The sequence below is a fragment of the Anaerostipes sp. 494a genome (assembly GCF_001940315.1).
GTDB lineage: Bacteria > Bacillota > Clostridia > Lachnospirales > Lachnospiraceae > Anaerostipes > Anaerostipes faecalis.
Genome location: NZ_MJIF01000001.1, coordinates 2,151,330 through 2,170,338, shown reverse-complemented (window position 1 = coordinate 2,170,338; position 19,009 = coordinate 2,151,330). Strand labels below are relative to the sequence as shown.

14 protein-coding genes are annotated in these 19,009 nt (G+C 34.0%); 3 read left to right on the top strand and 11 right to left on the bottom strand.

Annotated features, from left to right (window positions below; genetic code table 11):
- Positions 1 to 6 precede the first annotated feature (6 nt).
- The gene (locus BHF70_RS10950) at positions 7 to 2,475 is read left to right on the top strand and encodes a glycosyltransferase (protein WP_075760248.1); all 2,469 of its coding nucleotides are present in this window, start codon (positions 7 to 9) and stop codon (positions 2,473 to 2,475) included.
- 13 nt (positions 2,476 to 2,488) lie between these two features.
- Positions 2,489 to 3,991 (top strand): hypothetical protein, encoded by a 1,503-nt coding sequence (locus tag BHF70_RS10945; protein WP_075760247.1) that lies wholly within the window; start codon positions 2,489 to 2,491, stop codon positions 3,989 to 3,991.
- Positions 3,992 to 4,014: 23 nt separating this feature from the next.
- Here the strand turns inward: BHF70_RS10945 and BHF70_RS10940 are convergent, their stop codons facing one another.
- The 6 genes from BHF70_RS10940 to BHF70_RS10915 are packed head-to-tail and all read right to left on the bottom strand — an operon-like array spanning position 4,015 to position 12,729.
- On the bottom strand, positions 4,015 to 5,535 hold the full coding sequence (locus BHF70_RS10940; protein WP_075760246.1) for a glycosyltransferase family 52: 1,521 nt from the start codon (positions 5,533 to 5,535) through the stop codon (positions 4,015 to 4,017).
- Positions 5,536 to 7,488, bottom strand: coding sequence for an HAD family hydrolase (locus tag BHF70_RS10935; RefSeq protein ID WP_075760245.1), 1,953 nt, complete (start codon positions 7,486 to 7,488; stop codon positions 5,536 to 5,538). It abuts the gene before it with no gap.
- Positions 7,478 to 9,085, bottom strand: coding sequence for an aldolase catalytic domain-containing protein (locus BHF70_RS10930; RefSeq protein WP_075760244.1), 1,608 nt, complete (start codon positions 9,083 to 9,085; stop codon positions 7,478 to 7,480). Before BHF70_RS10930 ends, BHF70_RS10935 begins: the two co-directional genes overlap by 11 nt.
- Complete coding sequence (locus tag BHF70_RS10925) at positions 9,078 to 9,749, bottom strand: acylneuraminate cytidylyltransferase family protein (RefSeq protein WP_075760243.1); 672 nt, start codon at positions 9,747 to 9,749, stop codon at positions 9,078 to 9,080. Before BHF70_RS10925 ends, BHF70_RS10930 begins: the two co-directional genes overlap by 8 nt.
- Positions 9,712 to 11,409 (bottom strand): glycosyltransferase family 52, encoded by a 1,698-nt coding sequence (locus tag BHF70_RS10920; RefSeq protein ID WP_075760242.1) that lies wholly within the window; start codon positions 11,407 to 11,409, stop codon positions 9,712 to 9,714. Before BHF70_RS10920 ends, BHF70_RS10925 begins: the two co-directional genes overlap by 38 nt.
- Positions 11,410 to 12,729: a hypothetical protein gene (locus tag BHF70_RS10915; protein WP_075760241.1), complete on the bottom strand. Its 1,320-nt coding sequence runs from the start codon at positions 12,727 to 12,729 to the stop codon at positions 11,410 to 11,412.
- Between the two features lie 251 nt (positions 12,730 to 12,980).
- Here BHF70_RS10915 and htpG point away from each other — a divergent pair, with 251 nt between their 5' ends.
- On the top strand, positions 12,981 to 14,975 hold the full coding sequence (htpG, locus tag BHF70_RS10910; RefSeq protein ID WP_075760240.1) for a molecular chaperone HtpG: 1,995 nt from the start codon (positions 12,981 to 12,983) through the stop codon (positions 14,973 to 14,975).
- 177 nt (positions 14,976 to 15,152) lie between these two features.
- Here the strand turns inward: htpG and BHF70_RS10905 are convergent, their stop codons facing one another.
- From BHF70_RS10905 to BHF70_RS12260, 5 genes are read right to left on the bottom strand one after another with little or no spacing between them, the layout of a single operon-like run.
- Positions 15,153 to 16,043 (bottom strand): ABC transporter substrate-binding protein, encoded by an 891-nt coding sequence (locus BHF70_RS10905; protein WP_075760239.1) that lies wholly within the window; start codon positions 16,041 to 16,043, stop codon positions 15,153 to 15,155.
- Positions 16,044 to 16,080: 37 nt separating this feature from the next.
- Positions 16,081 to 16,293, bottom strand: coding sequence for a hypothetical protein (locus tag BHF70_RS10900; RefSeq protein ID WP_075760238.1), 213 nt, complete (start codon positions 16,291 to 16,293; stop codon positions 16,081 to 16,083).
- A 25-nt stretch (positions 16,294 to 16,318) separates the two neighbouring features.
- A complete protein-coding gene (locus BHF70_RS10895; protein ID WP_075760237.1) occupies positions 16,319 to 16,933 on the bottom strand; it encodes an ABC transporter permease in 615 nt (204 codons plus the stop codon).
- Positions 16,934 to 16,938: 5 nt separating this feature from the next.
- Entirely contained in the window at positions 16,939 to 17,589 is a 651-nt protein-coding gene (locus BHF70_RS12265; protein ID WP_083638430.1) for an FAD-dependent oxidoreductase, read from the bottom strand.
- Complete coding sequence (locus tag BHF70_RS12260) at positions 17,582 to 18,550, bottom strand: FAD-dependent oxidoreductase (RefSeq protein ID WP_158024888.1); 969 nt, start codon at positions 18,548 to 18,550, stop codon at positions 17,582 to 17,584. Before BHF70_RS12260 ends, BHF70_RS12265 begins: the two co-directional genes overlap by 8 nt.
- Between the last annotated feature and the right edge of the window lie 459 nt (positions 18,551 to 19,009).

Sequence of the window (19,009 nt, the reverse complement as noted above, 5' to 3'; positions counted from 1 at the left end):
AAACATATGTCTAATATAATCACAGAAGAAATTAAATTAAAATATATAGAATATTATAAAGATCACAAGCTTCAAAAAAATCATGTACTATATGAAGCTTATGGAGGTCGTGGTCTTGTTTGTAATCCATATGGATTATTTAAAGCATTTATAAAACGACAGGATTTCAGGAAATATCAGCATTTCTGGGTAATAGAGGATTTCGAAGCTAATGACTCCTTCACAAGAGAATATCAATCTATGAACAACGTGCATTTTGTAAGATATCAAAGTGAAGACTATGTAAAACACCTTGCAACTGCCGGCTATCTAATCAACAATGTATCATTCCCACCCTATTTCACACCAAGAAAAAAACAAATCTATATAAATTGCTGGCATGGAATCCCATGGAGAAAGATTGGTTTTGACATGGAAAACGGAAACGTTGATACCAGAAACACCATTCGAAACTTTCTTGCAGCAGATTATATTATTACTCCTAACGATTTTATGACATCCATTTTCAGAAAGACATTTAAATTAGAAGGTATATATCCCGGCAAATTAATTCCGGTAAATCAGCCACGAACTGATTTATTATTCAGTACAAAGAAAGAGACAATGATTCAAAAACTCCATAATTATGGAATAAAACTGGAGGAACATAAAAATTTAATTTTATATGTCCCAACCTGTCGGGAAAGAGAAAACCAATGTCCTGATATTCATCATATAGAAGAATATTTAAAACTTTTGGAAATCTTAGAACAACAACTGAATACAGAACAATATCAGGTTTTAATGAAGCCCCATCAGATTTTGTATGAATATTTAAAGAAAAACAAATTAGGCTCAAAGAAAATAATTCCTGCCGAAATCGACACCAATGAGATGCTCGCTATAACTGATATCTTAATTTCAGATTATTCAAGCATTTATTATGACTTTTTGGAAACAGAAAAACCAGTTCTTTTCTATATTCCAGATGGAGACCAGTATAAAAAAGATATGGAATCATATCACTCAGCCGTGGAAATGCCAGGTCCCACATTCAAATCTGCAGACAAACTTACTCAATGCATTTTAGAAGAACAGTGGAAACATCCCGTATATCAAACTGTTTATCAAAAACAAAAACAATGGACAAACCCATGGCAGAACAAACATTCTGGAGAAAAAGTCTGGGAAATTGTTTTAGATGGCAGACATAGAAATTCTCTCATTTCTTTGAAAAACAAAAAAAAGAAAATTCTGATTTATGGAAGTGATCTGCGTGGCAACGGAGTAACCCAATCCTTATTAAGTTTGCTTGAACAAATGAATTATGAAAAATATGATGTGTCTGTTCTTGCAGTGCTGAATGCAAAAAACACCAATGGTGATATGATTGAGTCTGTAGATTCCAGAGCTCGTGTCCTCACTCAGATTGGAAAAATCAATGGAACAAAAGAAGAAATGAGTATCTATGATACTATCATTGAAAAAGGTCTATCCTCCTTTGACGCAGTAAAAAATTACCCGAAATCTCTTTTCAGGCGGGAATTTCAAAGAATGTTCGGATGGACAAAATTTGATTGTGTTATTGAATTTACCGGATACAGTCCTCATTATGGAATGCTGTTTCTGGCATCTGGTGCAAAGCGGAAAATGATCTGGCAGCATAATGATCTGGGAAGTGAAAGAAAACGTGCAGTTCATGGAAACCAATCCCTGGAACAGATTTTAAACGTTGTATTTTCCACCTATCCCTTCTACGATAAGATTGTATCCTGCAGTCAATCAGTTATGGAATTAAACAAAAAAACTTTATCAAATATCTGGACCAGAAAGAAATTCACTTATGCCCGTAACACATTTTCAATAAATAGAATTTACAATGCCATAGAAAAAAATCCTTTTTTAGAAATTGGACAAAAAGACTATTACATTTTACAAGAACAGCAGAATGAAAACGACAATCAAATAGAAATGCAGCTACTTCCTTTGCCGGAAAAAGATCATAAAGTTTTTATTACAATGGGTAGATTATCTCCGGAAAAAAATCATCATAATTTGATTTTAGCTTTCCATCGGCTGCAGAAAGAGTATCCGAAGACAATCCTATTTATTCTGGGAGATGGACCGCTAAAAGAAAATCTTCAAAATGAAATTCGAAAATTACATTTAGAAAATCAGGTTTTTTTAACTGGAAATATCAGAAATCCTTTTGCTCTCATCCAAAAAGCAGATTGCTTTATACTGACATCCAATTATGAAGGACAGCCTATGTCTGTGCTTGAAGTCCGGGTACTTAAAATTCCGGTTATTATATCAGATTTTACAACAAGAAAAGATATCTGCATTCCCAACGGGCAGCTAATTGTACAAAAGGACCCAGATAGTATTTTTCAAGGTATGAAAAAAATGTGTCAGGGTACTGTCTGCAATTACAATTTTTCACCCGAAGAATATAATCAATCTGCATATCTGGAATTTGAAGCATTATTAAAATAGTAAAGGAATCAAAATGGAAACAATAAAAAAACGAGCAATTTCCTATGAAAATTTCAGGAAAGAAAAACAGCCCCAGATAAATCAAATAAAAAGAAAAATGAAAAAAACCTTCTGGTATGGTTCCTGTTTGCAGGAACCAGTAAAAGATTCTTATATTTTTTATGATTCCATGCAGGGGGAATTGCTGAAAGGTCAAATTCAAAATGTTTTTATAGAAAACCTGAAAAACACAAATAAAATACAAATCATCGGAATAAAAAAACAACTGCTCCCGAACATACAGCAACAGTTGGAGAATTCTAAATGGAGAGACCGGGTTCATCTGGTCATTCGTGGAACCGAAGAATATTATTACTGGCTGGCAATTGCTAAATATCTGGTTAGTGACAGTTATTTTACACAGAATTTTTATAAACGTCCGGAACAATTTTTCTACTATTTGGGAACGAAGAATGATGATTCTTATTTATATCGCCATTACCTGCAGGCAGACAAAATTTATAACAATGAGTGCAAAGTAATAACTTCCAATAAGAAATCATGGGTATTTTATTGCAATTTCAGTAATACAACAGTGGAAAATGCCATGGATTTATTAAACTATCTGGATAGTTTAAATTCTAAAGATTATGATCTAACCTTAATCACTCCGTCCATGTCCCAGGTAGATTCCATCGTAAAAAACTCCATTTCTCCATCTATTGATTTTTTTAATTTCAAGGAACGTGTTCCATGTACTCCGGAAGAATACCTTCAGCACGAATACCTGACCCGCTATCTGTTAAATGCAGATCATGTTGTTGATACGGTAAATACAAAACATCCTTACATGAAAATGTATCAAAGAAATTTAAAACGTCTTTGGGGAAATAAAATTTTTGACCAGGCATTTTACTATGGACAATTAACAAATTCCGATTATCTTTATTTCAGCCAGATTCCGGCAGAGAAAAAGTCATATATCAGATATGAATCTCACAGAGATGAACAGGCTTTTTATATGTTATCTGAAACAAGAAGATATTATTTTAGTCAGCGATGTGAAATCTATCAGAATTTTGATAAAATCTATTGTACTGGTAAACAGCTTCTACAGATAAACAAGGAAGCAGATCCTAAAATTTATGAACATGCCAGATATTTTCCTAGAATTTCCGCCCGATATGAATACTTAAAAAAAACAATGCAGGAAACCATATATCAGGGAAAACCATATCTTGTATTAGAATTGTCTTCCGGCAAATATCCACATGTAAAATTACTTCCAAAACCTGATAAACATAAACAAAATATTTTATATCGTCTGCAGGATTCCTCAAAAGAAAAACTTCATGATTGCCTGCAGCAATTACAAGAAAATAAAAATATGATTTTATATCTTATCGATGATGAAAATACCATTCAATCAAGAGAATTTGAAATTATATCCCGGTTAGGAGTAGAACAGCAAGTTATTATCTTAAAACGACCTGTCCTTATAAAGGAATATCTCAAACAGTTTGATTCAGTAATTTAAAGGGAGCTTCATGCTCCCTTTCATTACTTTTTCAGATTCTCTTTTAATTTTTTATTTTCCTTTAATAAGGCTTCCACTCGTTGATTGGTTGCTTCCAGCATTCCCTGTAAGGCAATGCATTTTGATTTATATTCTTCTATGTCTACAAAAATTTCTTTTTCTGAATATTTCAATTGTTTTCTCACCTCTGCCCTTTTCAACATTTTCATTAGTAACTGATCTCTGCCATAAATATATAAATAGTGCCGGGCAATCCATCCGGTTTCCAAATCCCTGATTTGAACTGCTACAGGCCAGAGTTCTCCCTTACCTTCAAACATCCAGTCTGGAATCTGATTTTTCTCATCTTCATTCAGATAAATCACCACATCTGCCTCTGGATAAGATTTCTTCTTATTTGTTACTACGATTTTTCTCTCTTTTTCTACAGAATTCTCCCCTGTCATTGCATGAAACAGTTCAGAACATTCCCCTTCATAGACAATTTGCGCATGATTACAGACTTCCTGTTTTAACATCTGCCCTGCAGCGTAATACCAATGAATATTATCATAATGATCTTCCAAGGAAGAATCCAGACAAATAATTTGTTCTAAAAATGGTTCTAATCCGAAAATTGATGTGGAAGATACAGTAATTCCTGATGAAAACTTTTCTTTCACACTATATGGCAATAATTCTGAAGGCATAAATCTTGGAAAGACCGTTGCTTCCGGATACCATTTTTCATACAGCCCCTGCCAGTCACTTGGGTGCGGTTTTATATATAATTTCCCCTCTAAAGCAAAGTAGTCCAGCATAGAATCATACAATTCCTTTTCCTGAGTCACTGTCAGAAATCCCATATTTACAAATTGCTGTGTCAATAAAAGAACTGATGTTTCCTTTGTCATTTCATTTTGTGGAACCTTAAAGGTTTTAAGAACCATTTGAAGCTTTTTATGTTCCAATCCCTTTAATATATTCTTAACGGAAAAATCTACACAATTGGTTTTATCATAATCTCCTGTCTGGGATGAAAATTCCAGATACTTTTCACTGATATTCGGATTATCTCCCATACATTGGTATTTCTTTGCCATATCATACTGAAATGGATTCAAACGCTGAAGATTTTCCAGTAAAAGATGTTTTCTGGTATAAACCCCGCATCCTTCTTCAAAAAAATGATATGGTATTTTATGTTTAATCAGCCATATTCCTAAGGAGTACTGATCTCCACAAATATTGTATTCCGTAATATCTTCCTTCTGAAAAGGAAAATCTTTTTCAATTTCTTCACAAAGACGATTTACGAGAATATCTAATTTTTCTGAATTCTTTTTTTCTCCATATTCTTTTTTGTATGGAAGCATTCTTCCCTTATCCGGAAAGGTATTTACATTTTGAAAAATACCACCTTCCTTTACTGCTTTTAACAACCGTTCACATTCCGGATGAGTGTCTGAAATAAATAATTCTGCATCTTCCTCCCAATGTCTGGTCAGCTTATGAAGCATACAGCAAAGCACATGATAACTGGTGACAGCATAATATAAAATCATTTAGACTCCCTCCTCCTGGCACATTTCCTCAAAGGTCCCCATATCTCTTTTTCCCTCCAGGCCACCTACATATTTGTTATATACATACTTTTGAAAAGCCTTGCAGATGAAGGTATGAAATCTTTTTTCCATGGCAAATCGAAGAGGCCAGTAAGCATCCAGTGCTGGAATTTTCCAGAAAATCTTCATAGATTTATAGTATTTTTTATAGTCTTTTACAAAATCCATAGTTCCCTGATGAATCATTTCTGTAATTTTATAATTTTCTACTTCCGGATGTTCAAATTTAATCTTATATCCTCCGTTTTCCCCTTTTTCAAAACTATAAACCGATGGATGGGGCGCTGATGTAATAAATTCTACACAAGTATTATGAATCAGATTATTCTTATAATGAAATCTTGCCAGGTGATCGTTGTGTTCTGGTGAAAAGAGATAGACTCTGATGGATTTATCCGCAATTAATGGTATCGTATTATTCAGCTTATATTTACAAGAGCCCATCATCATCCCTGTCACCTTACAGTTTTCCTTGAGTTTTTCTTCAATCAGGAATTTCAATGCCATAGGACAGGTTCCTCTCCATCCTGTATCCACTGCTGCCACATGGTGACAATGACTAAGTATCGGCCTTATATATTCACTAAAAGCTTCTAATGATGACTCATAAACATTTGATACTTCATTCCAGTGATCCAGTACAAATTCCTTTATTATCCCTGCTGCCTCTTTCGTATCAATGATATGGTTTTCATCCATAGAAATTTCTGAAAGAAATGGAATCAGACATTCTAATTCCATGGATAGTAATATTTCTTTTACCGTAAACGGATTTTCAGCCTCAATTCTTCGATCAATAAACTGTTTCAGTAACTCAAAGCGATTTTTATCATAAGATAATTTTAATGCAGCATTTCTGGAAAGATAAACATACTCTGATGGAATATCATCATATAGCTGATCATACACCTTTTTCATAATCCATCCATCACGTGCGATAAATAAAATCTTATCCATATGTTCCTTTACTGCCTGCTCATGAATCCATGTGACATAACCCAAAATTAAAATTCCACCACATGTATATCCATACTGATATGGCAGCTCTTTTTCTTCTTTGGAATCAAAAGCACCTGAATGCATTTTAATATTTACCACAGCCTGATAAGCACTTCCGATACATGGAGACATCAACCCTGGTCTGTACTTTGCACCTCTGGAAGCAATGCTCGGATAAAACTGTACTGCCCATCCCTGTTCCTTTGCCATATTCAAATCCACGGTTTCATTATCTCCCACATGAACAACTGTTTGCCCCTTCAGGTATTCCCTCTCCACGATCTGATATAATTTCCCGGAGCGTTTGCTATAGCCATAATCACAGGAAACAAATAATCTGTCATATCCTTCATATCCACAGGAAGCCAGCAGTCTTTTCATCATTTCCTCTGGAAAATACATATCTGACACTATAATCACTTTTTTTCCATAACTGATCAATAAGTCAAAAACTTCTTTCATATATGGATTGGCAATGCAAAAATCCAGTTCTGTTTCAAATTCCGTTTTCATTCCAAGTTCGGCATCTACACCACAATATTTCTCCATAGCCTGGTAAATCTGGGCAAATGTCACTTCACGACTTCCATTCTCAGCTTCCTGCTTATCCCTTAGCATCAGCTCCATATCTTTACGCATGGTTGTATAATTTAATACTCCCAGCTTCTGTCCCACCATCATAAAAATATCTGTTGGACGATTTAACGTACGTAGAATCAAAGTATCAAAAATATCAAAAGAAACCACATCATATTCCAACAGTTTTCTTGCAAAAACTGTCGAACGGCTTCTTCCTGATTTTTCTATAGATAATATTTCATTTTTTTCCTGAAATTTTTTTCCAAGAATCTTTCTTTTCACTTTTTTTGCAATTTTTTTAATTTCATCGTACATCACTTCTGCTCCTGTCATATATAGAGTCTGTCACATAATGAACTTCCATGTGTGATTCAATCTTCTTCATATATTTTTGAATATGTTTATTAATCGTACTTAACTTTTCACGATCAGAACTATTAATCAGTCTTTGATCATAATAGTTTCTTTCAACATTGGTATGATATCCATCAAATCCCACAGTAAAAATTTCATCAACACCTATTTTGATAAATAAATTAAACAGCATAAGGCATGCATTATCTGAAATCATAGGATCTTCCATAACCAGGTCAGAATAATTTACTACAAAATCCATAGCTTTTCCTCCATCTATATTAGATGTAAGAAGTACCGGAAATGGCAGATTTTTAACATTATATTCTTTTTTTAATTGATGATATCTCTTTTGATTGCTGACAAATAGAATATCCGGATTCATATATTCAGGAATACTGTTTACGCAAAATATCACAGAATTTTCTTCTTTTAAAAATTCCTGAATTTTATTTTTCTCATCAATGAGACTTTTCCCCGGAGCGGCTACGACAATTCGTTTCCCTTTGATTATCTTTGAAATCTTTTCTAATACTTCTTTATCATCCACTTCATTTTCCTGAAATTTCAAATAAAGGGAATCAATCAGTTTCTCATTATATAAAGCTCTTTCTTCTTCCGGTATTTCCTTTAACACCTGATAGATTCTTTTCATATTTAAAGTCTGCTTATTTAGAAGAAAACCAATATAATTAGGATGACAGTTATTAGTTGCTGCTAAAAAGTATCCTGCACTATATCCCCACGGATGAAGATAAGAAATGGGATTAATATATTCATCTACCAGTTCAATGAGTAATTCTGTATGATAACGGTATTCAATATTTTCATTGATATACTGAGCTATAATTTCACTGCAAAGATTACCTGCTCCACGTCCCATTCCCAGTATAGACGCGTCAATAATCAGATTTCTTTTTCCACAGCTTTGAATCAATGCCTGAGCATTTGAAAATGAAAGCTGAAGATTATTGTGTGAATGATATCCAATGGTAATATCCTCATCTAAATTGTCATCCACCAGATAAAATAATTTCAGCAGCTGTTTTGCATATAGTTTTCCAAGAGTATCTACCAGATAAAATGCATACGGCTTCATTTCATTAATTCGTTCCACCAAAGACAGAATTTCAATATCTGTATATGTTGTTGTTCCCACCGGCTGCATAAAAATTTCATAACCTTTATCCATCAATGCATATCCCAGTGTAAATGCTTCGTCTATTTCTTTTTTATGGAATGTAATTCGAATTCCATCAATAGAATCTTTTGTTCTAGGTGCAATTTGTGAAGCTGAAATAGTACCTGTTACAATCATTGCAACATACATGGAATGCTTTTTCTTTGTTTTTATCAACGGTGTAATCTGTTCAACATCACTATATAATGATTTATTTTCATCATATATAATATCTCTTAAAAATCCACATTCAATAATATCCATATGTGCTTTTCCAAGTTTGGAGATGATTGTCTGAATGGTTCCTTTTGAAAAATCAAAATCATTTACATATCCACCATCTCTTAATGTACAATCAAGAATCGATATTTTATTCATATTTTTTTCCTCCTGTCCGGATACAATGATTAAATATAGCATCCGCAATCACAAAATCTTCCGGATTGTTAATATCCACTGCCTCCATCCAGTCTGCCTCTAAAAGTTTTGGTTTTTCACCAATCCGACGGTTTTCTTCTTTTATTAAATGTTCTTCATAAATATAAAGCCCTGTTGTTTCCCGATAAAGCGGTTTCAGGTCCTGAGTTCTTGGAATCTCTTTTGTATCGTAATTCCATGGTTTACCATCCATCCAAAAGAAATCCTGCTGTTTAATTACAGTTAACGCAGAATCATATTCTTCTGACTTTACAGCATCAATTCCTTCTTTTATTGTCTCTGGTTTGATAAAAGGAGCTGTAGCATGAGTTAGTATATAAATATCTGATGGAACATCTTTAGCAAATGCCTGTAAAACTTCATTAATCTTAACCTGGCTTCCATCCAGTTTAGGATCTCTCATTAAAAATTTTACACCTTTTGGCAGATACAAAAGAATTGTTGGATCTGAACAATATACATAAATTTCGTCAATTCCTTTTACTTTTAAAAGTGTGTTTAATATGTAGTGGCACAATGGCTTTCCATTTGTAAATGGTTTTGTATTCTTTCCTGGAAGCCTCTCATTATTTAATTTCATTGGTACAAATGCAGTTATCTTCATTTTCTTCCTTTTCCTTTCTTCTCATGACAGCTAACAACTGTCGTAAAGATTTCACATCTTCTTTTGTAATTTTTCTTTTTATTTCGGACATAACCGGAAATACAATCTCAGGATTTTCTCTTTCTCTCCTGCATTTTATCCAGAATATTTCTGAAAGCATTGTCAAATATTCCTGTTTTTCTTTCTCTCCTGTTCCCATAGTCATAGAAATACCCGTTCGCGGAAAAACTGTTTTATGATAAAAATGTTCTATCTTTTCTTTTATTTCCAGACAATCTGTCTTTATATAAACAGCTGTTTCTTTTTTCTTTCCATAACATGGATCTTCTTCCGGCATAACCTGAATATTTAAATAAAAAATATCATCAAATGATTCTTGCATCACATCTGCAAAATAGTAATCCTGTTTTGTGTTAAGATAACAAACACAATCAGCCGATGGCAGTGGTTCTGTTACATCATCTGCCAGAACCACCTTATAATTCCTTCCTAAAACCGGCTCTGGAATCCTGAAACCTAAGAACTGCTGACACAACGGATCAATGAATTCTCTCAGGCAGCCTATAATCCCTATTTCTTCCGGAGAAATTCCCGGGAAAATTTTCTGTACCAGTTGCACTGCTCCAATATACTGATAAATTGCATCTATTTTATTTTCAAATCCTACATCTAACTTAATTAATTCATCTGTATAATCCATCAATGCGTCAATGGCAGTAGATCCCGTAGTAATAATCTTTTCAAACTTTCCATCATATATAAATGGAAGCAATTCTGATGGAAAATGTTTATCCAGTACCACTGCATCAGGAAATAAATCCCGGTATCTCCCAGAAAAATCTCTCGGATGAGGTTTTATAATAACAGGGGATTCTTTTGCAAACAGATCCAGGATCATTGCAGATATAAAATGATGATTATCCATTGTAGGATTCTGCAGATATCTTACATATCTGGTTAAATACAGTACCGGCTGCTTATTTCCTTTCACCTGTAATTTCCTGGCATTAAACATTTTTAACACCTTATCTCTCCAATCTGGTGCAAGTTTAGGAAATAATTGAATAACATTAAAATCTTCCATTTTTTCGTCATAAAATCCCGGCTGCTGTGCACTGGCATTGGCATATTTTTTGGTCACATACTGACTATTTCCCAGTGCATGTAATCTCACTGTCACTGCATAAGATGCATATTGAGCTTTTTTATGAAAATCAAGCTGAACAGATTCTCTAGATAATAATCCATTTCCATCCTCAAAATATTGATATGGAATTTTTTTAGATAACAAATACATTCCCATATGTCTGTGATCAATTGCTGAATTAAACTCTGTAAAGTGACTTAAATCAATCTTCTTTTTTCTCATCCAGTTCTCAATCCACTGTTCATTCCACTGAATATAACTATCTACTTTTTCTCCCGGAGAATCTTCATTTAATTTATAAGGATTGTCATAAGCACCTTCGATAAAATTTAAAACGATTACCTGATGAAATATCCCTGATGCCTCCAGATTCCTTTTTAATTCTTTCATTCCACTTTTGGAAAAGATATTATCCCCGATAATCAACACGGCTTTCTCTGTGGGATGATTTAATAATTTATGTATCGAAAAACATAAAATGTGATATAGAGATGCTCCAATATATAAAACCATCTATGCACTCCTTTTCATTTTCTGATAAAATCTTTTGATTATATGATAAGTATCTTTGGCTGCTTTGGATTGAACAATGGCCTGCACTGGTTCTAAGTGTGGTTTCGAACGTTCCACTTCGTCAAAAGCATAATGAAGAACTTTCCCGATAAACGAAGCAAAAGATGCTCCATAGGCAGTATCCTCTACATATCCTTTTATGTAGGTATTAAACTGCCAGACAAAATCAAAAATACCACGCTGTATTTCCTGGCGATTTCGAATGGATTTCAGATCTTCTTTTTCCTCCTTCCACACAGGAAGATTCTGTCGATAATATTCCACATAAAAGCTGGATTCTCTTGCCATTTCTACTGCTCGATGAATATCTTGATAATATTTTTCGGATACTTTTTTTCCGAAAAAATCTTTAAGATTACATACTTTAACATCTTTTCCAACTTTATTCTGCAAATATTCTTTTAGATCGTCCTGAATGGAAAAATCTACGACCATTCCATATTTCTGAACATTTCTTTGCAAATATTCAGTTAAAGCCATATTTCGCTGGGTCCGCTGTTCAATATAAATAATTTCCACATCGTCATCAGGATAAAGATTTGCATATGCCTGACAAAGAGTACTGGAAGTTTCTGTAAAGTACAGATTCCCAATTTGATTTGTTTCCTTCCAGTTCTTTATAAAGCGCAAAAATCCATAGCATAAAATTCCTTCAAAGGCATATCCAAAGTGATATCCTTTTGACTCTTTTATGCTACCGTTAAATAACTGTTCATTAATAAAGTTTGTAAAAATTTGTTCTGTTTTCTTTAGCTTTTTTCCAAAATAGTAACGATATGGATAAACATCTGGTGATTTATATAGAAGAAAGTCCAAATGATTAATTTTTGCGAAAAAATTCATACGATTTGAAATCATTCCATACTTGTTTCCTTTCGGATTGTATGTAGCAATCATTTTCTTAAAAAATTGAAAATTACATTTTCTCTGTCCAAATTCCGAAGCCAAAGCAATTTTTTCTATATAAGAATATCCACAATTTTTCAGAATTTCCTGATATTTATGTAAAGAACCCTTTTTTCCATCATCGTAGGCAATAATCTCTATATGATTGTAATGAATTGCATCCATCGCCTGTTTCATAAAAGGATTCGCTCTGTACACATCCGGAATTGTTTCAAAAATCAATACTTCTTTCATCGGAACATAAACCTGGTCATGTCCTAAAAATGTCCTAACATAATTTACTGCATCGTGTTTCCCATAACCTCTTATCTCCCACAGATTCTGGGCATCTGCCCATTCCGCTGTAAATGACATCTTATCTTTCTCCTTTTTTCCTAACATTTCTTTATATTATAGGCATGCCAGATTTACACAACATCAAGTTTATGTTAAATTATGGTGAAACTTAATTTTGTCACTCTTTGTTAGCACTCTTTTTCATCGAGTGCTAATTTTCTCTTGACTTTCCATTAAAATAGCTCTACAATACCTTTTATAACAAGTGTCCTATATTATGTAGAACACGAAACACAAATTGACAATTAATCATCAAGGAGGTATCTATCATGGCTGCAAAACATGGTAATCTTTCAATTAACAGTGAAAATATTTTTCCTATTATAAAAAAATGGCTTTATTCTGATCATGACATTTTCTTTCGTGAAATAATTTCTAATGGTTGTGATGCCATAACAAAATTAAAAAAACTTGACATGATGGGAGAATATAAATTCCCAGAAGGTCACAAAAATAAAGTAGATGTGATTCTCGATCCAGAAAAGAAAACTTTAAAATTCATTGATACCGGTCTTGGAATGACTGCCGATGAAGTTGAAGAATACATTACACAGATTGCTTTTTCCGGTGCAACTGAGTTTTTAGAAAAATATAAAGATAAAACAGAGGGGGACCAGATTATCGGGCATTTTGGACTTGGTTTCTACTCTGCTTTTATGGTTGCAGACGAAGTTCATATTGACACTCTTTCCTATAAAGAAGGCGCAGAACCTGTACACTGGGAATGTGATGGCGGAACAGAATATGATATGAAAACCGGTACAAAAGAAACTGTTGGAACAGAAATTACTCTTTTCCTAAGTGAAGAAAGTACAGAATTCGCTAACGAATACCGTGCAAGAGAAATTATCGAAAAATACTGTTCCTTTATGCCAAATGAGATTTTCCTTTCTGTAGAAGGAAAACAGGAATATGAAACCATACCAGAAGAAGAATTAAAAGACGATGATGTGGTTGTTGAACATATCCATGAGGATGCAAAAACCCAGGAAAAAGAAAATGAAGACGGTACAAAGGAAACCGTAGAAATTTCTCCAGCAAGAGAAATGGTTAAAATCAACAAACGTCCTGTTTCTTTAAGCGACACTAATCCATTATGGATGAAACACCCAAATGATTGTACAGACGAGGAATATAAAGAATTTTATCATAAAGTCTTCCATGATTTTAAGGAACCATTATTCTGGATTCATCTAAACATGGATTATCCATTTAATCTGAAAGGAATCCTTTATTTCCCTCAGATCAATACAGAATATGATTCTATCGAAGGTACCATTAAACTTTACAACAGTCAGGTATTTATTGCCGATAATATTAAAGAAGTGATTCCTGAATTCCTGATGCTGTTAAAAGGTGTCATTGATTGTCCGGATCTTCCATTAAATGTATCCAGAAGTGCTCTGCAGAACGATGGCTTTGTAAAGAAAATTTCTGATTACATCACAAAGAAGGTTGCAGATAAATTAACCGGTATGTGCAAGACAGATCGTGAATCTTATGAAAAATACTGGGACGATATCAGTCCATTTATCAAGTTCGGTTTTATTCGCGATCAGAAATTTTCAGATAAGATCAAAGATTACATCCTGTTTAAAAACATTGAACATAAGTATGTAACATTAAGTGATCTGGTACCGGCACCGGCAAATGATGACGATATTACTACCCTGTATTATATTACAGATGAAGTGCAGCAAAGCCAGTACATCAATATGTTCAAAGAACAGAGTATGGATGCTGTCATCTTAACTCATAATATTGACTCTGCCTTTATTACACAAATCGAACAGCAGAATCAGCATATTAAATTTAAGCGCATTGATGCAGATGTAGAAGATGCATTGAAAGAAAATGTAGATGAAAAAGAACTGGAAGATATTACAAATGCATTAACTGATTTATTCCGTAAAACCCTTGAAAAAGATAATCTGGATGTCCATGTGGAAAAATTAAAAGATGAGAAAATTTCTTCCATTATCACACTTTCAGAAGAAAGCAGACGTATGCAGGATATGATGAAAATGTATGGTATGCCGGGAATGGATCCAAATATGTTTGGCGGTTCTCAGGAATCTCTCACATTAAATGCAAATAATAAGCTTGTTAAATACCTATTTGAACATGGAGATGCTGACAATGCAAAAATCATCTGCGAACAGCTCTATGATCTGGCAATGTTAAGCCACAAACCATTAGAACCAGAAGCAATGACGAAATTCATCATACGAAGCAATCAGATTATGGAAATGCTGACCAAATAATATTGACTTTATTCAATTTAAAACACCATCCTACTCAGAACACTAATCTTATGTACCTGACTTGGATGGTGTTTTTCATTTCTTATCCTCGTGATGATTTCCTAGACAAATAATTTTTTGTAATATTCTTAATTATTTCAATTCTTTTTTAGCTTTCTCATAAAAGTTTCCATCATACTACTGATTTAAATCTACATCTTTTTTAATTAATCCGTTTTCTTTTAAGAAAGTGATAACTCCTTCAAATACCTTTTTCGTTTCTCCGGTTGTTCCTACAATGCTGTTATAATCTGTCAATTTAGGATAGGTCAGATCTACAATTTTTTCTTCAATACCGCTCTTGATATACAGTTTCCGTAAATCTTCCGGATGTTTCTTTGCATATTCCTGAGCACGGATTAATGCACGTAAATAAGCAACAACAACCTTAGGATGTTCTTTTGCAAACTTACTTCTCACAAGAGTAACACTTGTTCTTTCCAATTCGGTAACACCTTCCGTATCATACAACAGCTCAACATTCTTCCCTTGCTCCAGTTTGATTCCCTTCATTTCCGTAACCGCAGTAGCATCGACACTTCCTGCTTCAACTGCATTAGCAGCATCTACCTCTGACATATTTACTAACTTTACATCTTCAGCAGAAAGACCATGTTTTTCTAAAATCTGATATAATATTCGCTGCATATAGGATCCACTTTGTACTGCTACTTTCTTTCCTTTCAAATCCTCGACTTTTTTCAAGCCGGATTTTTTTGATATGATCAAATGTGTAGAATAGTCAGAAGGCTGAATATCAATAGCCATTGTATCTGATCCTTGAGACTTTGCAACAATTGCCGGGACATCTCCAAAACCTGCTGCCTCCAGTCCGCCGCTTGCTAAAGCAGCATTAATGGCTGGGCCTGCTTTTACAAAAGGAATAGCTTTAAATTCTGCATTTTCTTTGGAAAGTTCTTCCTTAAAATATCCTTGTTCTAATGCAATCCCATTTAATCCTGGAAGTACATCAGAATTTGTTGCAGTATATCCATACCTAAAAACAATCTTTCCTATTTTCTTTTTCATAATTAATCCTCTCCTAAATTCATTTAAAAAATATCATCTAAATCTGATACTCAATTTCAATTTCTTCTGTTCCAAAAAATTCCTGATAGACCTTTTTTCGAATTTGATCAAAATCATAACTGGTCCTGTTTCGAGGCCTTCCCATCTCTACCGGAATTATAGTTTTTACTGTCGCCGGTTTTCCTTCCAGAATTACAATGTGATCACTTAAGTAAATGGCTTCTTCTATATCGTGTGTCACCATAATCATGGTTGTTCTTTCTTGTTTCCAAATCCTAAGAATCTCCTGCTGCAACAACAGACATCCATGCCATTCCTGCACCCAGACGAAGCCCAACACATAAAAATGGCAATGCAGATGGTACATAAATTTTAAAAATAATATCTTTCAATTTTACCTGATACAATTTTATCAAATCGACATATTTAGGGTTTGTAGAACAAATTACATCAATTGTATTTACTAAAACAGGAAAAAAAGTTCCTCTCGCCACTAAAATTATTTTTGATAAATCTCCAATTCCAAACCAAAGAATAATTAGTGGAAACCATGCAATTCCAGGTATCTGACGGATTGCATCAAATATTAATGAAAAAAATTTATTTACTCTTGGAAAAATGCCCATCATAATTCCAAAAAAAAGTCCTAGTCCAGTTCCTGTAAGATATCCTTTAATTACTGTGCCAACACTAGCACCGATATCCGACAAAAGCTGACCATTTTGCAACTGCAGACAAAAACTATCTTTTACTTTTCCAATCGATGGAAGCATTAACGATGAAACTTCCCCGGATTTTGTTACTTGATACCAGCAAAATAGAATGATAACAGGAAATGCTGCATAATTTATCACTTCTATTATCCAACTTTTTAAATTATATTCTTTCATGTTCGTTATGCCTCTTTTCTTAATCTTCGATTTTTACGGAAATCGAGCTTCACTTTCCCTTTAACCTGTTCCGCTGTCTGGAAATATTGGTTCAATAATGGATTTGTAAATGGATAATCTGGACGAAAATGATTTTTTCCTCTGGTTTCCTTGCGGTTTTCTGCCATTAAAGCTCCAATCTCACAAATATCTAACATATCTAATACTTCCAGTGTCCTCATCAAATCATGCGCATTTTCACAGCTAACTTCTCGATAGGCCATATCTTTCAGATCACGAAGATATTTAATTCCAGCTTTCAATAAAGAACCACTTCTTTTCTCTCCACCAATATAGTCAATCATAATCTGTTGCAACATAATATTTGCTTCTTTCCAATTACTTCCATTCTCTCTTTTCAGAAATGATTGATAAAGTTCCTCTGTTTCCGTAATCAATGGATGATTTTCTACCGTTTCTTCTTCTACTGTTTTTATATAATCTGCCGCTTTTTTCCCAGATATTTCTCCAAATACAGCGGCACTCGTAATATATCCATTTAAATTGCCACACACAGTTCCAGCAGCATACAAACCTTCCACCGTAGCTGCAGCTTCTGTATCCACATCAATTCCACCTGCTGCAAATGCTTTTCCATAAGAACCAAATTCAATCATACATTTTCTCAGCCTCCTCCGATAATCCTGTACAATTCATGTATACAGGGCCGGTACCATCTTTTAATTTATCTGCAAAAACTCCCGGCCAAATATCAGACATAGGATCTCCGTATTCTCTGGATGGCTTATTCACAAAAGGACCTACAGAATTTCCCTCAGAATCAGAAAGCATTCCAATCCAGGTAGCTTTTCCACTTCGTATAAAGTATCTCGGCCCTGCGTGACATCCAATGATATCATAATTAACCAGTCTTGCCCCTGCACGATATGCCAAAATGGCACCCCCTGTACACACCGAACATCCATTCATATTAAAAAGTGCGGCTGGAACTGTTCCAGGAAACATTCGGGAGTTTGGTCCCGTTGCAATAATGACTGCTTTTGCCTGATACACCACCAACTCTGGAATATCATCTGAGACATCTGCTCCAACTGCTCCAATAACTTTTCCCTCTTTATTTACCAGCAGATTACTAATCGTTATATGATTATGCATGATTGCTCCCTGCTTAACAGCTTCTCGAACTAAACACTCTTTTTGTTTCCTACCATCAAATTTCAGATGATAATGCGGTCTTCCAGGTATCGTATGCCCTTCAAAATGATATTTCCCCATCGGTTTCATATTAATTCCATAGGATTGCCATTTTTCTACCAATTCTTCGGAATGTTTTAATAAAGTGTAGAGCATTTCCTCATCTTGTGCCGGACCATCCATTGTATCTTTAATATCCTCCATTGCATGTCGGATATCATCTCCATGAATTTTGGGAATATAACATAAAAAATGATCATTTCCTGTACTGCCATTTCCAGACCGATTCACATGAGTTTTTTCGGCTACAATAACTTTCGCACCAGCTTCACCTGCAGAAATCGCAGCTTGAAGACCTCCTATTCCACCACCTACAATTAATATATCTGTTTTCTCTATTTTTTCCCTTCTTTTTAACTTCATCTTTTTATTCCCCTTTTTTTGATTTTTCAGTTCTCGATATAACATAAAATGAGTTAGTGGATATCTCATACGAATAGCATTTGATGAACAGTCGAGTACACAGGCTCTGCAATGCCAGCATTCCTCTGGATACCTTACTAAAATCTCCTTGGAAATTTTGTCCACTTTTAACACATCTAAAGGATATATTTCCGCACATAATCCTCATTTTTTACATTTTTCTTTGTCAATAATTGGTGGCATATTTTTTCCCCCTTAATCTTCTCTTATAAATAAAAAAAGAAGCTACAATCCATTATTTCAAGAATTATAGCCTCTAGTTTTCTAATCAGCTTCTATTTCATACTAATTATATATGTTTAATATGTTTTATAATATTAGAAGAATTTTATCTATATGTCAATCAATAAATTTAAGTTTATCTTCTACTCTTACTTACTTTGTTTTGTCATATCACAC